The sequence below is a fragment of the Streptosporangium sp. 'caverna' genome, assembly GCF_003203775.1.
In the GTDB taxonomy this organism is placed as follows: Bacteria; Actinomycetota; Actinomycetes; order Streptosporangiales; family Streptosporangiaceae; genus Streptosporangium; species Streptosporangium subroseum.
Genome location: NZ_CP029711.1, coordinates 9,496,266 through 9,512,688 on the forward strand (window position 1 = coordinate 9,496,266; position 16,423 = coordinate 9,512,688).

14 protein-coding genes are annotated in these 16,423 nt (G+C 70.3%); 10 read left to right on the forward strand and 4 right to left on the reverse strand.

All coding sequences use genetic code 11. From position 1 onward, the window contains the following. The first annotated feature begins 109 nt into the window (after positions 1-109). The gene (locus DKM19_RS40820) at positions 110-994 is read left to right on the forward strand and encodes a hypothetical protein (protein WP_110703548.1); all 885 of its coding nucleotides are present in this window, start codon (positions 110-112) and stop codon (positions 992-994) included. A 10-nt stretch (positions 995-1,004) separates the two neighbouring features. On the opposite strand, the gene DKM19_RS40825 is transcribed toward DKM19_RS40820, so the two are convergent. The 3 genes from DKM19_RS40825 to fdxA form a co-directional block, all read right to left on the reverse strand. Further along, positions 1,005-1,676: a DUF4178 domain-containing protein gene (locus DKM19_RS40825; protein WP_110703549.1), complete on the reverse strand. Its 672-nt coding sequence runs from the start codon at positions 1,674-1,676 to the stop codon at positions 1,005-1,007. Positions 1,677-1,687: 11 nt separating this feature from the next. Beyond that, on the reverse strand, positions 1,688-2,767 hold the full coding sequence (gene dapC / locus DKM19_RS40830) for a succinyldiaminopimelate transaminase (RefSeq protein ID WP_110703551.1): 1,080 nt from the start codon (positions 2,765-2,767) through the stop codon (positions 1,688-1,690). A 144-nt stretch (positions 2,768-2,911) separates the two neighbouring features. Then, the gene (gene fdxA, locus DKM19_RS40835) at positions 2,912-3,238 is read right to left on the reverse strand and encodes a ferredoxin (RefSeq protein ID WP_089211832.1); all 327 of its coding nucleotides are present in this window, start codon (positions 3,236-3,238) and stop codon (positions 2,912-2,914) included. A gap of 214 nt (positions 3,239-3,452) precedes the next feature. On the opposite strand from fdxA, the gene DKM19_RS53140 reads away from it, so the two are divergent. The 8 genes from DKM19_RS53140 to DKM19_RS40875 all read left to right on the forward strand — a co-directional run bounded on the left by DKM19_RS53140 (position 3,453) and on the right by DKM19_RS40875 (position 14,501). Beyond that, complete coding sequence (locus DKM19_RS53140; protein ID WP_369987106.1) at positions 3,453-3,584, forward strand: hypothetical protein; 132 nt, start codon at positions 3,453-3,455, stop codon at positions 3,582-3,584. 86 nt (positions 3,585-3,670) lie between these two features. Further along, the gene (locus tag DKM19_RS40845; protein WP_110703555.1) at positions 3,671-4,741 is read left to right on the forward strand and encodes an ABC transporter substrate-binding protein; all 1,071 of its coding nucleotides are present in this window, start codon (positions 3,671-3,673) and stop codon (positions 4,739-4,741) included. Between the two features lie 105 nt (positions 4,742-4,846). Then, a complete protein-coding gene (locus DKM19_RS40850) occupies positions 4,847-5,623 on the forward strand; it encodes a methyltransferase domain-containing protein (RefSeq protein WP_110703557.1) in 777 nt (258 codons plus the stop codon). Positions 5,624-5,734: 111 nt separating this feature from the next. Then, positions 5,735-8,068, forward strand: coding sequence for a hypothetical protein (locus DKM19_RS40855; protein ID WP_110703559.1), 2,334 nt, complete (start codon positions 5,735-5,737; stop codon positions 8,066-8,068). Positions 8,069-8,072: 4 nt separating this feature from the next. Beyond that, on the forward strand, positions 8,073-10,130 hold the full coding sequence (locus tag DKM19_RS40860) for a UvrD-helicase domain-containing protein (RefSeq protein WP_110703562.1): 2,058 nt from the start codon (positions 8,073-8,075) through the stop codon (positions 10,128-10,130). A gap of 49 nt (positions 10,131-10,179) precedes the next feature. Next, on the forward strand, positions 10,180-12,027 hold the full coding sequence (locus DKM19_RS40865) for a sigma factor-like helix-turn-helix DNA-binding protein (RefSeq protein ID WP_110703564.1): 1,848 nt from the start codon (positions 10,180-10,182) through the stop codon (positions 12,025-12,027). A 318-nt stretch (positions 12,028-12,345) separates the two neighbouring features. Beyond that, on the forward strand, positions 12,346-13,737 hold the full coding sequence (gene cysS / locus DKM19_RS40870) for a cysteine--tRNA ligase (RefSeq protein ID WP_110703566.1): 1,392 nt from the start codon (positions 12,346-12,348) through the stop codon (positions 13,735-13,737). Positions 13,738-14,024: 287 nt separating this feature from the next. After that, a complete protein-coding gene (locus tag DKM19_RS40875) occupies positions 14,025-14,501 on the forward strand; it encodes a GNAT family N-acetyltransferase (protein ID WP_239513864.1) in 477 nt (158 codons plus the stop codon). Positions 14,502-14,618: 117 nt separating this feature from the next. On the opposite strand, the gene DKM19_RS40880 is transcribed toward DKM19_RS40875, so the two are convergent. Continuing rightward, on the reverse strand, positions 14,619-15,191 hold the full coding sequence (locus DKM19_RS40880; protein ID WP_110703570.1) for a peroxiredoxin: 573 nt from the start codon (positions 15,189-15,191) through the stop codon (positions 14,619-14,621). Positions 15,192-15,372: 181 nt separating this feature from the next. Here DKM19_RS40880 and DKM19_RS40885 point away from each other — a divergent pair, with 181 nt between their 5' ends. Beyond that, positions 15,373-16,305, forward strand: coding sequence for an aldose 1-epimerase family protein (locus tag DKM19_RS40885; RefSeq protein ID WP_162642135.1), 933 nt, complete (start codon positions 15,373-15,375; stop codon positions 16,303-16,305). The last annotated feature ends 118 nt before the right edge of the window (positions 16,306-16,423 follow it).

Here is a 16,423-nt window from a genome sequence, read left to right on the forward strand (position 1 = left end):
CGGCGTCCGAAGCCGTGGAACGGTGTCACTCTGCGTAACATGATGGAAGCCCGGTGTCCGTGGACTTCCGCCGCGCCGCGCATTCGCCGCGGACCGATAGGTTCTCAACGTGCGAAGTTTCTCCAAAGGAGTCATCGCGATCATCGCGATCGTGACCGTGCTCGCGGTGGCCGTGGCCGTGGGTCTCTTCACACTGTTCAACCGGGTCACGCCGCTGCCCACCCTCGGTGAGGGATGTACGGTCACCACCCCCGTGGGCTCGCTGGACCTGGAGATCGAGCAGGCTCAGGTGGCCGCGACCATCGCGACCGTGGCAGCCCGCAGGAACCTGCCCGAGCGGGCCGTCGTGATCGCCTACGCCACCGCCATCCAGGAGTCCAAGCTGCTCAACCTGGAGTCCGGCGACGGCGACCGTGACTCGGTCGGGGTGTTCCAACAGCGGCCCTCGCAGGGCTGGGGCAAGATCGAGCAGCTGATCGACCCGGTCTACGCCTCGGGCAAGTTCTTCGCCGCGCTGGTGAAGGTGAAGAACTACCGGAAGCGACCGCTCTACGAGGCGGCGCAGGAGGTGCAGCGCTCAGCCGACGGGTCGGCCTACGCGCAGCACGAGGACGACGGGAAGCTCCTGGCCGCGGCGTTCACCGGACGGGTCCCCAAGGCCGTGCGCTGCTGGTTCTCGGTCCCCACGGACAAGGCGACGGCTCCCACGGGCAAGGTGACGCCCGCGGGCGAGAAGCGGGCCACGGACGGGGCGCCGCTCTCCGCCGCGGAGAAGGCCAGGCGCCAGCTCGTCAAGACGCTCGGTCCGGGGAGCACGCTCGAGGCCTCCTCACAGAAGCGCGGCTGGCTGATGGCCAGCTGGTCGGTCGCCCACGCCCAGGAGTTCGGCCTGCGCCGGGTCCGTTACGACGGCCAGGCCTGGAGCTCCGCGACGGGCGACAAGGGCTGGAAGGCCGACGCGGCGGCCTCCGCGGGCCGGGTCGAGATCTCCTGATCCCGGGGTATCAGACCTTCTTCTCCTGGATCCTGATGGTGCCCGGGGGCAGGGGCTGCGCGTAGGAGGAGCTCCAGCGCTGGCCCTGGAGCCGTTCGAAGCTGAGCAGGCGGCCGTCGGCGGCCCGGTAGTCGGCGAAGTCGAGCAGGCCCCGCTCGGGCATCGAGGTGACGCCCTCCGCGCGGAAGGCCGCGGTGCCCCGGTCCCCGGGAAAGAAGTCGACGCCCTCGACGCTCAGCGTGGTCTTGGCGGGGACCATGCCCTGCGTGGGCACCGAGGTCCACAGCAGCACCTCAAGGTGGGGCAGGTCCCCGAGGGCCAGGCCGGGACGTGCCTCGATCGACAGCCACTGGTAGCGGCGGGTGCCGTCGTCGAGGAGGTACTCGGTCCACTGGTTGCCCTGCCACGACAGGTACATGGCGCCCAGGACGCGGCTGCGTACGCCCTGGCAGTCGATCGTGTCGCCCACCTTGATCATGCGGGGGTCGGGATAGTCGATACCGACCTGGCCCGCACTCGGCTGAGGCGGCTGCTCGACGTCAACCGGCTGGAGGGGGCTCTCGCCGGGGGGCTCGGGTTCGCGGGACTCCCTGCCCTGACGCGTGGTCGCGAAGAACGCGCCAAGCAACAGAACGAGCGTGATCGCGCTCAATCCGAGTATCACGGCGACCACGGGCGTCATGTCGCGCGATCCTACTGGAGGCGGCGCACCGCCGCACTGATCCGTTCGTCACTGGCCGTCACGGCAATTCGGATATGCGCCTCGCCGGCTTTTCCGTAGAAGTCACCCGGCGCGACCAAAATCCCCTTATCGGCTAGCGCGCGTACCTGCTCCCAGCAGTCCGTCCCGTTGGACGCCCAGAGGTACAGGCCCGCGGTGGAGTGCTCGATCTTCCAACCGGCCGCCTCCAGGGCGGGGCGGAGCACCGCGCGGCGGGCGGCGTAACGGGCCCGCTGCTCCTCCGCGTGCTCGTCGTCGTCCAGCGCCACGGCCATCGCCGCCTGGACCGGCGCCGGCATGATCATGCCCGCGTGCTTGCGGACCTCCAGCAACCGCTGGATCAGCGCGGGGTCGCCCGCCACGAATCCGGCGCGGTAGCCCGCCAGGTTGGAACGCTTGGACAGCGAGTGCACCGCGAGCAGACCCTCGTGCGAGTCACCGCACACGTCCGGGTGCAGGATCGAGATCGGCTGCTCTTCCCAGCCCAGCTCGATGTAGCACTCGTCGGAGGCCACGATCGCACCGCGCTCGCGCGCCCACGCGACGATCTTGCGCAGGTGGTCGACGGGCAGGACCCTGCCCGTCGGGTTGGACGGGGAGTTCACCCAGACCAGCGGCACCGCCTCCGGCCCGAGCGCGAGCAGCCCGTCCGTGGCGTACGGCTCGGCGCCCGCGAGGCGGGCTCCCACGTCGTAGGTGGGATAGGCCAGCTCAGGAAGGATCACTCGCTGGCCGGGACCGATGCCGAGCAGCGTCGGCAGCCAGGCGACCAGCTCCTTGGAGCCGATCAGCGGCAGCACGTTCGCCGGATCGAGGGCCACACCGTGCCTGCGCCGCAGCCAGCCCGCGGCGGCGGCGCGAAGCCGCTCGGTGCCGTAGGTCAGCGGGTATCCGGGACTGTCCGAGGCCTCCGCCAGCGCCTGCCGTACGACGGCCGGCACCGGGTCGACGGGGGTGCCCACCGACAGGTCGACGATCCCGCCGGGATGCTCCTGCGCCCGCTCCTTCAGCGGCGTCAGTCGATCCCATGGAAAGTCAGGCAGCCCGATCACAGCTCTCCCGTAAGTGCATGTCCCCGCCCTGGCCGGGCCGGGAAAAGGCTTGGTGGAGGCCGGGCTCAGAGGTGAGCCCGGCCCCTCCGGGAACCCGGACGGGCAGGGGCGGCCACCGTGCGCCGCCCCTGCCCGCAGAGGCTCTTAGTTGCCCTCGGCCTGCGGGGGCAGTGCCGCGACGACCGGGTGGTCCTTTTCGATCTTGCCGACCTTGGAGGCGCCGCCGGGCGACCCCAGGTCCTCGAAGAAGTCCACGTTGGCCTTGTAGAAGTCCTTCCACTGTTCCGGAAGATCATCTTCATAGAAGATCGCCTCAACGGGACACACAGGTTCGCACGCACCGCAGTCCACACACTCGTCAGGGTGGATGTAGAGCATGCGTTCGCCCTCGTAGATGCAATCGACGGGGCACTCCTCGATGCACGCCTTATCCAGGACGTCCACGCAAGGCTGCGCGATGACGTAGGTCACCTCGGGCTCCTTCTTCTTTACGCACCTAGGCACGACTTCGACCGCGGGTTGCTACGCCCTAGTATTGCCGTGCCCGCCAGATGTCGGAAACGGGAGGGGGCAAAAGGCGATGTCCCATGGCTTCAGTGCTCGCCTGAATGTCACTCTAACCCCATCTGACGTGGGCAAAAGAGTTACCACGCGGCGACGGGTTCCCGAGGGGTTTCGCGACGCGGTGGGCACGCTCGAGTTCTGGCGGGACGGCGCACTGGGTGTGCGCAAGCGCGACGGCACCCTCGTCGAGATCGCCGAGGACACGCTCGCGGCGGCGAAGGTCGTTCCGGACTCACCACGACCCCGCGGATAAGCCGGATCCCGCTCGCACGTAAGCCATTCACCAAAAAACGCCGCGCCTCCTCGACCTGCCACATGGTCGCCAGGAGTATTCGACTGGTGACCGTACGCACCAGCGCCACCGCCGCCGCCGTGATACTCACCGCCACGATCGCGGGATGTAGCGCCCCGGCTACCGAGAACAACGACGTCAAACTTCCGCCGGTCAACCCCCAGGCCGCCTCCCTCAAGGCCGGCTTCTCGACGATGGAACGCCTCGTCGAGACGGCCAGAAAAGAGGGCTCGCTCACCGTGATCGCGCTGCCACGCGACTGGGTGAACTACGGCGAGATCATCGACGCCTTCTCCGACGAATACGGAATCAAGGTCAACCAGCTTGAGCCCGGGGCGAACAGCCAGCGGGAGATCGAGGCCGCGGCCTCGCTCAAGCCCGACGTGTTCGACCTGAGCATGGACGTCGCCGTGGCCAACGCCGCCGCCTTCGCGCCCTACAAGGTCCAGAGCTGGCAGGACATCCCCGACACCCTCAAGGACTACCGCGGGGGCTGGTACGCCGGATACGGCGGCTACATGTCCATCGGCTACGACCCCCGCAAGATCCCGGCCCCGGCCTCCTTCGCCGACCTGCTCAAGCCCGGCCACAGCGTCGCCCTGCCCGGCGACCCCCGGCAGGCCGCCGCCGCCTTCAACGCGGTGATGGCGACCTCGCTCAAGGGCGGCGAGGCCAGGGCGGAGCGGGGCGTGGAGTTCTTCGGGCGCCTGAAGAGCTCGGGGAACCTCGCCGCCAAGGGACAGACGGCCACGGCCGTCATCGACTGGGACTACCAGAACGCCGAGCGGGCGGCCGAGAACGGCGAGTGGAAGGTCACGATCCCGGGCGACGCCGTGCTCGGCTCGTACTACGTCCAGGCCATCAACAAGAAGGCCCCGCACCCGGCCGCGGCCCGGCTGTGGCAGGAGTTCCTCTTCTCCGACAAGGGCCAGAACCTGTTCCTCAAGGGTTACGCCCGTCCCGCCAGGATGGAGGCCCTCCAGATGCGCGGCACACTGGACGGAGAGCTCGCGGCCAAGCTCCCCGCCACCACCGCCAAACCCGTGTTCCTCACCATTCCCGAGACCGATACCGCCAAGGCGTACGTCCAGCGCGAGTGGGCGAAAAAGGTCGGATAAGCCTGAGGCTGAGGGGACTGATATGTCGCGACTTCTCTAAGGCTCTAAAGTGTCTGGAGAGTAGCGATAAGAGACCCTGGCGTCTCAGAATGTGAGCTGATCGTCTTGCGATACGACACCCCGAGCTTGATGAGGTGGAACGCTCGCGCCTATGACAGCAGCTTTGGGTACGTTTCAGCACATGGCGCCCCTCTGGTCGAATTGCTCGACCCCCAACCCGGGGAGCGCATCGTGGATCTCGGCTGCGGCACCGGGGTGCTGACAGCCGAGATCACCTCCCGGGGCGCCCGCGTCCTGGGGATCGACGGATCGCAGGCGATGATCGAGAAGGCCCTGGCGCAGTATCCGGGGCTGGACTTCATCGCCGGCGACGGCCGCGACTTCACGGTCGCCCAGCCGTACGACGCGGTCTTCTCCAACGCGGCCCTGCACTGGATGGGCGAGGAGCCCGACGCGGTGATAGCCAGCGTTCGCGAGGCGCTGACCCCCGGCGGGCGGTTCGTGGCCGAGATGGGCGGCGCGGGCAACTGCGCGGCGCTCACGGCGGCGCTTTTCACGGCGTGGCGGGAGCACGGGCTGCGAGAGCCCGGCCTGCCCTGGTACTTCCCCACTCCCGCCGAGTACGCCACGCGCCTGGAGAAGGGCGGGTTCACCGTTCGGCTGCTGGAGTACTTCGACCGGCCGACCCCGCTCGACGAATGCCCCAACGGAGCGGCCGACTGGGTGCGGATGTTCGCCGGGTCACTGCTCCGCGGCGTGCCCGCCGACCTGGTCGAATCGCTGCTCCATCGGGTGAACGAACTGGCCGCCCCCGCCCTGCGGCGGGAGACCGGTTGGATGGCTGACTACGTACGGCTCCGGTTCGCAGCCGTACGCCGCTGACCAGACCCGATGCGCCAGGGCGATTTGCCAGACTATGGTCTGTTCCATGAGTCTCGTTCCTCGGCGATGTGGAGTGACTCGGGCGGCTTGAGGGGCTGGTGAAGGGAACGGATGAACTTCAGTCTGAGTGACCTCGTGCCGCCGCTACGCTGGAGCGACGCGGCCACGATCTCACTTCTGCGTGACCAGCCGGATCTCCCGGACGCCTGGTGGCGGAGCCTGCCGATGTCCCGGGTGCTCGCCGTGCTGGGCCCCGAGAGGCTTGCGGAGATCCTCTCCGAGATCGCCCTGCGGCACTGGCCGGCGGCCTCGGTGGGCGACATCCTTCCCGCCCTGCACGTCCTGGACCCCGAAGAGGCGGACGAGCCCTGCACGGCCATCGCCCTGGACCGCACCGGATCCTGGCCGGGTCTGCTCGCCCTGACCGGTCACGACCTACGCGACCAGCCCTTCATCCAGCCGCTCCCCGTGCTGAACGCCCTGTTCACGGCCGCGTTCGCCCGCCTGGTCACCCCCGCCCCCGCATCGTCGCCGATGTCCGCCGTCGCCTTCGGCCGGAGAGCCGAGGCCCCGGAGTCCGAGGAGTCGCTCTTCGGAGCCCGCGCGGCCGTCGTCCCCGCGACCCGCGCGGTGGCGGCGGAGACCGGCGCGGAACTCCACGAGGCCGCCCCCGCGCGGGAGCCACAGACCGCGGACGCCGGAGCCGGTTCCGCATCGGCGGCCGGCGACGCGGAGCACCCCGAGGCGAGGCCGAGCGCCGCGCCGGAGACCGTCTTCGTGGCCAAGGGCAAGGCCGGGCCTCTGCCCGGGGCGGCCCTCGGATCCGCGGCGAAGGCCGCCGAGCCCAAGCCGGAGCCCGAAGCCGTACCCGTCCTCGACGCCGACCCCGCACCGGTCCTCGGAGCCGCGCCGGCATCCGAGGCCGGGCCCACCGCGGGCAAGCCCGCGGGCAAGGCCACCGCCGAGCCTGAGCCGGAGGCCGGGGCGCTCGACGCTCCGGAGTCGAAGTCGGCCGCCGAGGCTTCCCGGCAGCCGGCGCGGAAGCGACAGGCCGAGGCGAACGCGGTCTCGGCGGGGGATGTGCCCAAGGCCCGGCTGCCCGTGGAGAACCTCCACGCGTTGGTGGACGGCATCTTCGCGAACATCGAGGACAAGCGCTGGGCCGTCGCGCAGAACAGGCTGTTCAGCGATGCCCCGGCGGCCCTGGAGGCGCTGGCCAATCTCTTCGCGGTGCCACCCGAGGTCATCCAGGACCTGGAGGCCGACCTGCGCAGGGAGCTGAAGGAGTGGCTCGCCTCGGACGAGGCCGCGCCCTACCGGGACCATCTGGACAGGGTCAAGAAGGTCATCGGCAAGGCCGCCCCCAGGGAGCGGTTGATCAACGCGGCCGACTGGCACAGCCGCGAGCTCCACTCCCTCGACGTGCCGGCCTGGCAGTTCGTGCTGGCCACCCTCCCGGACTACCACCTGGTCGACGAGTGGCTGGTGGAGGGCGACATCGCCGAGCTTCGCCACCGCACCCGCGACATGATCAGTAGTGCCAAATCACCGCTGACCATCAACAAGGCCCTCGACATGGTCTCCTCCCTGGGCATTCACCCCGAGGTGTCCAAGGAGTGGCTGGAGAACGTCCCCCAGCTCCGGATCCTCGGCGCCGGCGAGCGGCCGCCCCAGCGTTCGAACGGCTCGGCCGCCCCGGCCAAGCCCGCGCCCAGGGGGGCCAAGCAACCCCCGGCCCTGTCGGCGGGGAAGCCTGCGCCCAAGGCCACCGAGCGCCTCTCGAACGGATCCGCCGGACTGCCCCCGGCCGTGGCGGCCGAACCCGTTCCGGGCGAACCCGCCGGACGACCTCCGGCCGTGGCCGAGCACCTTCCGAGCGGACCCGCCGAGCAGCCGGAGCCGGAGGAGAGACCGGTCAAGGAGCCGTTTCGCCCGCTCAAGGACGTCTCGCTGACCCGGCGCTGCTTCCGGCAGCCGGACGGGCGGTGGTGGCTCAGGATCGACGTCACGCCCGAGCACATCCAGGGCGCCGAGTGCCCGCTGCCCAGCGGGTTCGCCGCCTACCTCGGGATGTCGCCCGGCGTCGGCCGTACGGTCAACAGCGCGGTGGGCGAGCTCGCCCTGAGCTGGCAGGACAGGCCCGTCCTCGAATCGCTCAGGACGCTCCTGGACGATGTGGGTGCCAAGGAGGGAAGCCACCTGTTCCTGACGCTGTCCGACGAGGGGGTCCTCCGGGCCAGGCACCTGCCGGCCGCGGCGAAGGACGCGGATCCGACCGCGCACGCGTTGCGGCTGGTCGGTTACACCGCGGCGGGCGGCACCCACGAGCAGGCCTGCCGGGTCATCGCCACCCGGGTCGGCATGACGGGGCCCGTGGGCCTGCCCGACCTTCTCATCCGGCTGCGAGAACGCGGGGACCGCGATCTACTGTCCCTCCTGGCCTGACCCCATGCCCCGCCTCGCGATCTCCCCGGAGTTCCCCGTAGAACTCAGCGCCCTGGCTCAGCCGGTGCGCCGGGACGTCGTTGTCGCGGCGCGGCGGTTCCTGCAGAACGTGGCGGGCGCGCCGCACCCCGAGCGGGTCAGGGGGGCCAGGGACCCCCGGGTCGCCACGCTGAGGCTGGCCGACCGGCACCGGGGCGTCGTGGTCAAGCAGCGGGACGTCTACTGGCTGCTGACCGTGCTTCCCGACGCCGAGGCGTGGGCCTACGCCCAGCGCCACCGGTTCGGGGTCAACACCGCGCTGGGCGTGGTCGAGATGTGGGACGCCGTGGCGCTGGACCGGGTACGGCCCGCGGTCCGCAGATCGGCCGAGGCGTCCCGGACACGACTGTTCGCGGACATCTGCGACACCGACCTGGCCGAGCTGGGCGTCGACAGCAGGTTCCTGCCGCTGGTGCGGCAGATCACCGACCAGCTCACCCTGGAGGCGCTCGAACCGCTGCTGCCCCCGACGCAGTACGAACCGCTGGCCGCGCTGGCCAGGGGCGAGTCGATGACCGGGGCCTGGCGGGAGCTGGAGAACTGCCGCCCCCTCGCCGCGGACCCGGAGCCGATCAACCTCGAGGACTTCGGCGCAGCCCTCCGGCGCAGCCCGGATCGCGCCGTCTTCACCGACTCCCCTCGCGAGCTGAACCGCGTGCTCGACGCGCCGGGCTGGTGCGTGTTCCTGCGCCCGCCGCAGTACCGGATGGCCTACTGGGAGTCCTACCAGCAGCCGACCCTGGTCACCGGCGGCGCGGGCACCGGCAAGACGCTCGTCGCCCTGCACAGGTCCGCCTACCTCGCCAGGCGCGGCACCGGGCAGATCCTGCTGGTCACCTTCTCCCAGGGGCTGAGCTCCGAACTCGCGGCCAGGCTCGATCTGCTGGTCGAGGACGAGGTGACCCGCAAACGGATCGAGGTCGGCAACGTGGACCGGCTGGCCCACCGCATCGTCTCCGAGGCCGAGGGACGGCCGCCCTCGCTGGTCGGCGCCACCGAGCTGACCGCGCTCTGGGAGGAGACCGAGACCGGTCACAGCCCGGCGTTCCTGCTGCGGGAGTGGGAACAGGTGGTGCTGGCCCAGAACCTCCAGACCCTGGACGAGTATCTGAGCGCGCCCCGCCCCGGCCGCAGCGTCGAGCTCACGGACGAGGAGCGGACCGCCGTCTGGCACGCCATCGAGCACGTCACCGAGCAGCTGAGAGAACGCGGCAAGCGGACCCTGCTCCAGCTGGCCTCGGAGGCGTCCGTGCTGCTCGGTCAGACGACCGGCGACCTGCTCGAGGAGGCGGAGCCGAAGCGGGAACCGTACCGGCACATCGTGGTGGACGAGGCGCAGGACCTGCATCCCGCGCAGTGGCGGCTGCTCCGCGCGGCGGTGCCGCACGCCCGCGACGACCTGTTCATCGTGGGCGACCCGCACCAGCGCATCTTCGACACGCGGGTGACCCTGAGCGCGGTCGGGATCGACGCGATTCAGCAACGGCTTCAAGTGTCATACCGGCTTCCGCAGGAGATCCTGTCCTGGGGGGTACGACTACGCGGAGGCGGACCCGCGGACGGGCTCGTGAGCGGCGTGCAGGAGCTGTACGGCCTGCGCGCCATGCGACACGGGCCCCGTCCGATGGTCCGTGCCTACGATTCACCGGAGGGCGAACTGACGGGTCTGATCGCACAAGTGGGACAGTGGGTGCGGGACGGCGTGCCGCCCCAGGAGATAGCGGTCGCCGCAAGGACCGCCGGCCTCGTGCGCAATGCCCGAGCCGCTCTTCGCGAGCTGGGAGTACGGGTGACGACGTTGCACGGTATGAAAGGCCTGGAGTTCCGGCGTGTCGCCGTCATCGGCGTGACGGACGGGATCGTGCCCGACCCCGACGCGCTCACCCCCGTCGGGGAGGACCCGGCGGCGAGGGCACACGACCTCCAGCGCGAGCGCGGGCTGCTCTATGTGGCCTGCACCCGAGCCAGAGAACTACTTTATGTGTCCCACTCCGGGCGAGCCAGTCCCTTCCTTCCCACCTGATCACATACTCTGAACTGCGGATATATTCCCCTTTGCCGGTTGGACCTCAATGAACCTCAGCCTGAGCGACATCGCGCCACCCCTGCGCTGGACCTCCCCCGGCCAGGTAGCGCCGATCGCAACCGACCCCCGTCTCCCTGAGGCGTGGTGGCAGGCGCTTCCGCTCGACCGGGCCTGCACCACCATCGGGACCTCCGAGGTCGCCGGACGTCTGACCGATCTTGCCCTGACATGTTGGGGACATCTGATGCTCGGCGACGTCCTCCCCGTACTCAGGTTCGCCGACCCGGCTTCGAGCGTCCGTACGCCCGAGGGGCTCGGCCGCGAGATGGTGCACAAACTGTTCACCGGCGTACTGGAACGACTCCTTGAACCGGTCACCGAGGAGAGCGTCGCCAAGGTGCGCCCCTCCCGTCCCGACCGGCCTTTGCCCGAGTTGATCGACGAGCTCTTCGGCACGTTGGACGAACGGCAGCGGGCGATCGCCAGGGACCGGCTCTACGCCTCCCAGCGGGCCACGCTCGACGACCTGGCGCAGCGGTTCTCGGTCACCAGGGAGCGCATCCGGCAGATCGAGCGCGACCTGCGCGACCACGTCGAGGCCTGGCTGACGGGTGAGGACGCGGCACCGCTGATCGCCCACGTCTCCTGGCTGCGGGGCCGGCTGGGCTCCGCCGTACCGGCCGACGACCTGGCCGCGGCGGTGCCGTGGCACCGCACCGAGCTGGCCACGCTGGGCATCCCCTCCTGGCGGTTCGTACGGACCCTGCTGAGCGGCTACGACCAGGTGGACGGCTGGCTGGTCGCCGGCGGCGCCGACGAGCTCAGGGAGAAGACCCGGCAGCTGTTCACCGACGGGCCGCGCCCCCTGGACGAGGCCGTCACGATGGTCAGCCAGCTCGGCATCCGCGAGGACGTGGCCGAGCGGTGGCTGATCGCCGTACCCCAGCTGAGGGTGCTGGAGGACCACGTGGTGCCGTGGCCCCGCAGCGTCAACGACAAGGCCCAGGCCGTGCTCGCGGTGGCCGGGAGCCCGCTGACCCCCGAGGAGATCCAGGAGCGCATCGGCGAGGACTACAGCCTCGTCGGCATCCGCAACCAGCTCACCGCCGACGACCGGTTCCTGCGGGTCGACCGGAACAAGTACGGGCTGTCGCGCTGGGGCGGCGAGCAGTATCTGGGCATCCGGGAGATGATCGTCCGGGAGATCGAACGGTCCAGCGGCGAGGCGTCGGTCAACACGATCGTCACCAACCTGACCGCCCGCTACGACGTGAGCGAGAGCTCGGTCCGCGCCTACGCGGGCGGGCCCGGCTTCGAGCGCACCCAGCGCGGATGGATCCGGGTGGCCGGCGCCGAGCAGGCCGACTACCACCCGCGCCGCGACGTCGCGTCGACCCGCCGCTGCTTCCGCAGTCGCGACGGGCGCTGGTGGCACCGGGTGGACGTCAACGCCGAGCACCTGCGCGGCTCGGGCTCTCCCCTGCCGACCGGCTTCGCGGCGCATCTCGGCATGGCCCCCGGCGGGCAGCTGACCGCCTCCACCCCCTCCGGCGACGTGGTGATCAGCTGGCACAACCAGCCGACCATGGGCTCCATCCGCCCGGTCCTGATCGCCGCCAACGCCGCCGAGGGGGACCACGTCTTCCTGACCGTGTCCGACGGCGGCGAGCTGCTGACCCGCTACCTTCCCGCCGCGTCCCCGGCCATCCCCGCCCTGAACCGGGCCCTGCACCTGATCGGGTACACCGCCCCCGTCGCCTCGGAGGCCGAGGGCGTCCGCCTGATCGGCGCCCGGATCGGCCTGTCCGACGGCTGCACCCGCGAGGAGGTCATCGCCCGTCTCCGCGATCGCGGAGACCGGGAGATCCTCGTCTTCCTGGAGGGTCCCGCCTGAAGAGAAGCGCCCACGGGAGAGCCGGCGGGCGCCGCCTGAGGAGAACCGGGGTCACCGCCCAAGAAAGAACCGCCCCGGGAAAACCGAGGCACGCCCGAAAGAAGCCAGAGGGAACCGTCCAAGAACGAACCGCTCCGGAAAAACCTGAGGGCACGGTCGAAGGAACCGGAGGGCGCCGCCCTGGGAGAGCCGGGGGCACGCTCGAAAGAACCGGGGGCGCCGCCCGAGAAAGAACCGCCCCGGGAGAAGCGGAGGCGCGCCCGAAAGAACCTGAGGCGTCGCCCGAGGAGAACCGCCCGGGGCGAATAGGCTCGGGACATGCTGCGCCTGTATGACACGCGGAATCGCCAGGTTCAACAGATCGTCCCCGACGGGGCCCGGTCGCTGCGGATGTATACCTGCGGCCCGACCGTCTACAGGTACGCCCACGTGGGCAACCTCCGGTCGTATCTGCTGTCGGACCTGATCAGACGGGTCAGTGAGCGGCAGCGGGTCCGGGTGGTCGTCTGCCGCAACATCACCGACGTCGGGCACCTGGTGGACGACACCGAGCTCGACCCGGCCGGTGAGGACAAGGTCCTGGCCCAGGCACGGACCGAGGGGCGCACCGCGCTGGAGATCGCGCGGTTCTACGAGGACGCCTTCCTCGCGGACGCGGCCGCGCTCAACATGCGCCCGCCCGAGCACTCCCCCCGGGCCAGCGAGACGATGGACACGACGATCGAGCTGATCGCCAAGCTGATCGGGAAGGGACACGCCTACGCGGTCCCCGACGGATCGGTCTTCTTCGACGCCGCCTCCTTCCCGACCTACGGCGAGATCTCGGGCAACCGGCTCGACCAGCTGAGGCCCGGCCACCGCACCGAGGGCGTCGACCCCCGCAAGCGGTTCCACGCCGACTGGGCCCTGTGGAAGCCCTCGGACCGGGAGCTGACCTGGGAGACCCCGTGGGGCCGGGGCTTCCCCGGCTGGCACATCGAGTGCTCGGCGATGGCGCTGAAGTTCCTCGGCGAGCACATCGACCTGCACACCGGCGGGATCGACCTGCGCTTCCCGCATCACGAGGACGAACGCGCCCAGTCCGACTCCGCCGCCGGGCACGAGGTGGTGAAGCACTGGGTCCACGGCGAGCACCTGCTCTTCGACGGGCGCAAGATGTCCAAGTCCACCGGCAACGTGGTCCTGCTCCGGGACGTGGTGGACGAGGGCCTGGATCCGCTGGCCGTACGGCTGGCGTTCATGGAACATCGCTACCGCCAGCAGATGAACCTCACCTGGGACACCCTGCGGGCCGCCGACAAGACCCTGCGGCGCTGGCGCTCCCGCGTCGCCGAGTGGTCGGAGTTCCCCAGCCGTCCGATGCCCGCCGACCAGGTCTCCCTGATCGAGGCCGCCTTCGACGACGACCTCGACACCCCCCTGGCCCTTCGCCTCCTCCGCGAGCTGGAACGCGACGACTCGACCGCCCCCGGATCCCGGCTCGAGGCCTTCCTCCATCTCGACCAGATCCTCGGCCTGGACCTCTCCCTCGACATCGGCAGGTCCAGGACCCTTCCCGCGGGCGCCGCCGAACTGCTGGAACAGCGCGAGCGGGCGCGCGAGGCCAAGGACTGGCCCGCCGCCGACCGCCTCCGCGACGAGCTGGCCGCGCTCGGCGTGAAGGTCGCCGACACCCCCGAGGGCCAGACCTGGTCGGCCTTCTGGGACTGACCCGGACGGCGGACCCGGCCGATCTTCCGGAGCCGGCCCGGACGAGAACCAGACCCGGCCGGCCTTCCGGGGCCGGCCGGGACGGCGGGCCGGACCCGGCCGATCTTCCGAAACCGGCTCGAAGGGCGGGGCCGCCCCGGGGCCGGATTCGACCGGGTTTCCCTTGTCGGCGCCGGAGACGGACGGGCGGCGGTGACCTTGTCGATCCAGCATGAAATGGTCATGTTTCCGCAGGTCGTAGTAGCAGATCGCGTCTAATGTCGGTGGCGGCCGATAGCGTCCCGATCATGAGCGAGAGCGGCGTTGTCGTACGGCCTGCCACGGTTGCGGACCTGGGAGGAGTAGTGGCCTGCAGTTCCGCGCTGTTCACCGAGGACGCCGGAGCCCACGACCTCACCCTGAACCTGAACTGGCCCACGGAGCACGGTCTGGCCCGGTTCACGAAGGCATTGAGCGACCCGGACCGCCTGGTGATGGTCGCCGAGGACGGCGACCAGATCATCGGCCACCTGACCGGCTCGCTGTCCGGCCCCAGCCTGATGCGGCCGCTCCTGGTGGCGACGCTGGGCAGCATCTACGTGCGGCCCGCCTACCGCGGCCAGAAGATCGGCGTCAATCTGGTGGAGGAGTTCAAGGCGTGGGCCCGTCGCCACGGGGCGCAGTACGCCGGAGTGACGGCATACGCCGGCAACGAGGGAGCAGTGCGCTTCTACGAGCGCAACGGCTTCGCCATGCGGTCCGTGGTCCTGGAGACCTCCCTTTGACGTCCTCCCCCCTCTGAAGGACGGGGCCTCCGCCCTGGAGGTCCGGTCATCGCGACGCCGGCCGGTTGGGAGTCGGAAAGCACCTCCATCGGTTGACCTCGCTCGCGCTCATGGCGGTCAGCGGTCAGCCGGATTAGCCCGCAGCCAGGCCAGGACCTGCCGGGCGTGCTCGTTCGGCGGGAAGACCGGGTAGAAGACGTGCTCGATCACCCCGTCACGGATGATCAGCGTGAGCCGTTTGTAGAGTGTCATCCCGTCCGCCTCGAACGTCGGCAGGTCCAGCTCGCCGGCCAGGCGCAGTCCGGGGTCGGAGAGCATCGCGAACGGCAGGTGGAGGCGCTCGACGACCTCTCGCTGGTATTCGTCGTCCTGGCTGGACAGACCGAACACCCGGACCGCACCGGCGGCGGCCAGCTCCCCGTGGTGGTCACGGAAGTCGCAGGCCTCGGTGGTGCAGCCGCGAGCTCCGGGGATGTCGTTCCATCCTTGCGGCAGGTCGCCGCCCGGACGGCCGGTCAGCGGATAGATGTAGATCACTGAACGGCCTGAGCCCAGCGCGTCGAGGGCGACCGGCTCACCCGCCGTACCGAGCAGCTCGACATGGGGCGCCCGGCGGCCCGGGAGGTGGTCCGCCGCTCCGTCGTCCTCGGGGACGGGCAGGTCGGCGGGAAGCTCGTACAGGTTGCTCATGAGGCCTCCTCTTCCGTCGATGATCCTCTCCAGGTCTATCCGATTTTCCGGATATGCCCAATTCGGCGGCGGGCCCTCGCCAGGTGACCGAGATTCCCGCGTCGCCGAGGTGGAGCCCCGGCACGGCCCGAACACGGAGACCACAGGTGTTCACAGATGTTCACAGGTGTTCAATGACCCAATGAAGAACATCGCACCCACCGGGGCTCAGCACACCATCGCCGCCGACGGTTTCCAGGCGATCCTCACCGAGCTCGGAGCCGGTCTCAGGAGCCTCACCCTGAACGGCCGGCCGCTTGTCGTCGACTATCCCGAGGACCTGTCCCCGGTCGGCGGGGCGGGGCTGCCGCTGCTTCCCTGGCCGAACCGGATCGAGGACGGCCGCTACACGTTCGACGGCGAGGACAGGCAGCTCGCGCTGACCGAGCCCAAGACCGGCAACGCGATCCACGGCTTCTCCCGGTCTCATTCCTGGCAGGTCCTCTCCCACGACGCCGCCTCCATCAGGCTCGGCCTGCGGCTGTTCCCCCAGACCGGTTACCCGCACATCCTCGACCTCTCCATCCTGTACGCGTTGAGCGCCTCCGGCCTGGAGGTCGAGGTGGCCGCGGAGAACGTCGGCGACACCGTCGCGCCGTACGGTTTCGGCGCCCACCCCTATCTCGCCCTCGGCACCCTCGACGACGCCGTTCTGGAACTTCCCGCCGCCCAGTGGCTCACGGTGAACGACCGGAAGATTCCCACCGGCCGCCGGGGTGTCGAGGGGACCGAGTACGACTTCCGGACCGCCCGCCCGATCGGTGAACTGGAGCTCGACACCGCGTTCACCGGGCTGGAGCGCGGCGCCGACGGGCTGCTGCGGGTCAGCCTCCGCGCCGCGGACGGAACCGGCGGGGTCGAGCTGTGGGCGGGCGACGGGATCAACTGGCTCCAGCTCTACACCGGCGACACCCTCCCCGACGAGTATCGCCGCAGGGGGCTCGCGGTGGAGCCGATGAGCTGCCCGCCGAACGCCTTCCGCACCGGCGAGGACGTCATCCGGCTGGCCCCCGGGGACCGCGTCGCTCACCGCTGGGGAATCGGCCCGATCCCCTCGGCGGAAAAGATCGTCTGAGCCGGACGCGCGCCGTGCCCAGCGGCATCGACCAGGTCAGCGACAGGGAGCCCCATACGTCGCATTTCGGCGAATGCGAGTACGGTGTCGGGGCCCCGGAGGTGCTGCCAAACTTGCT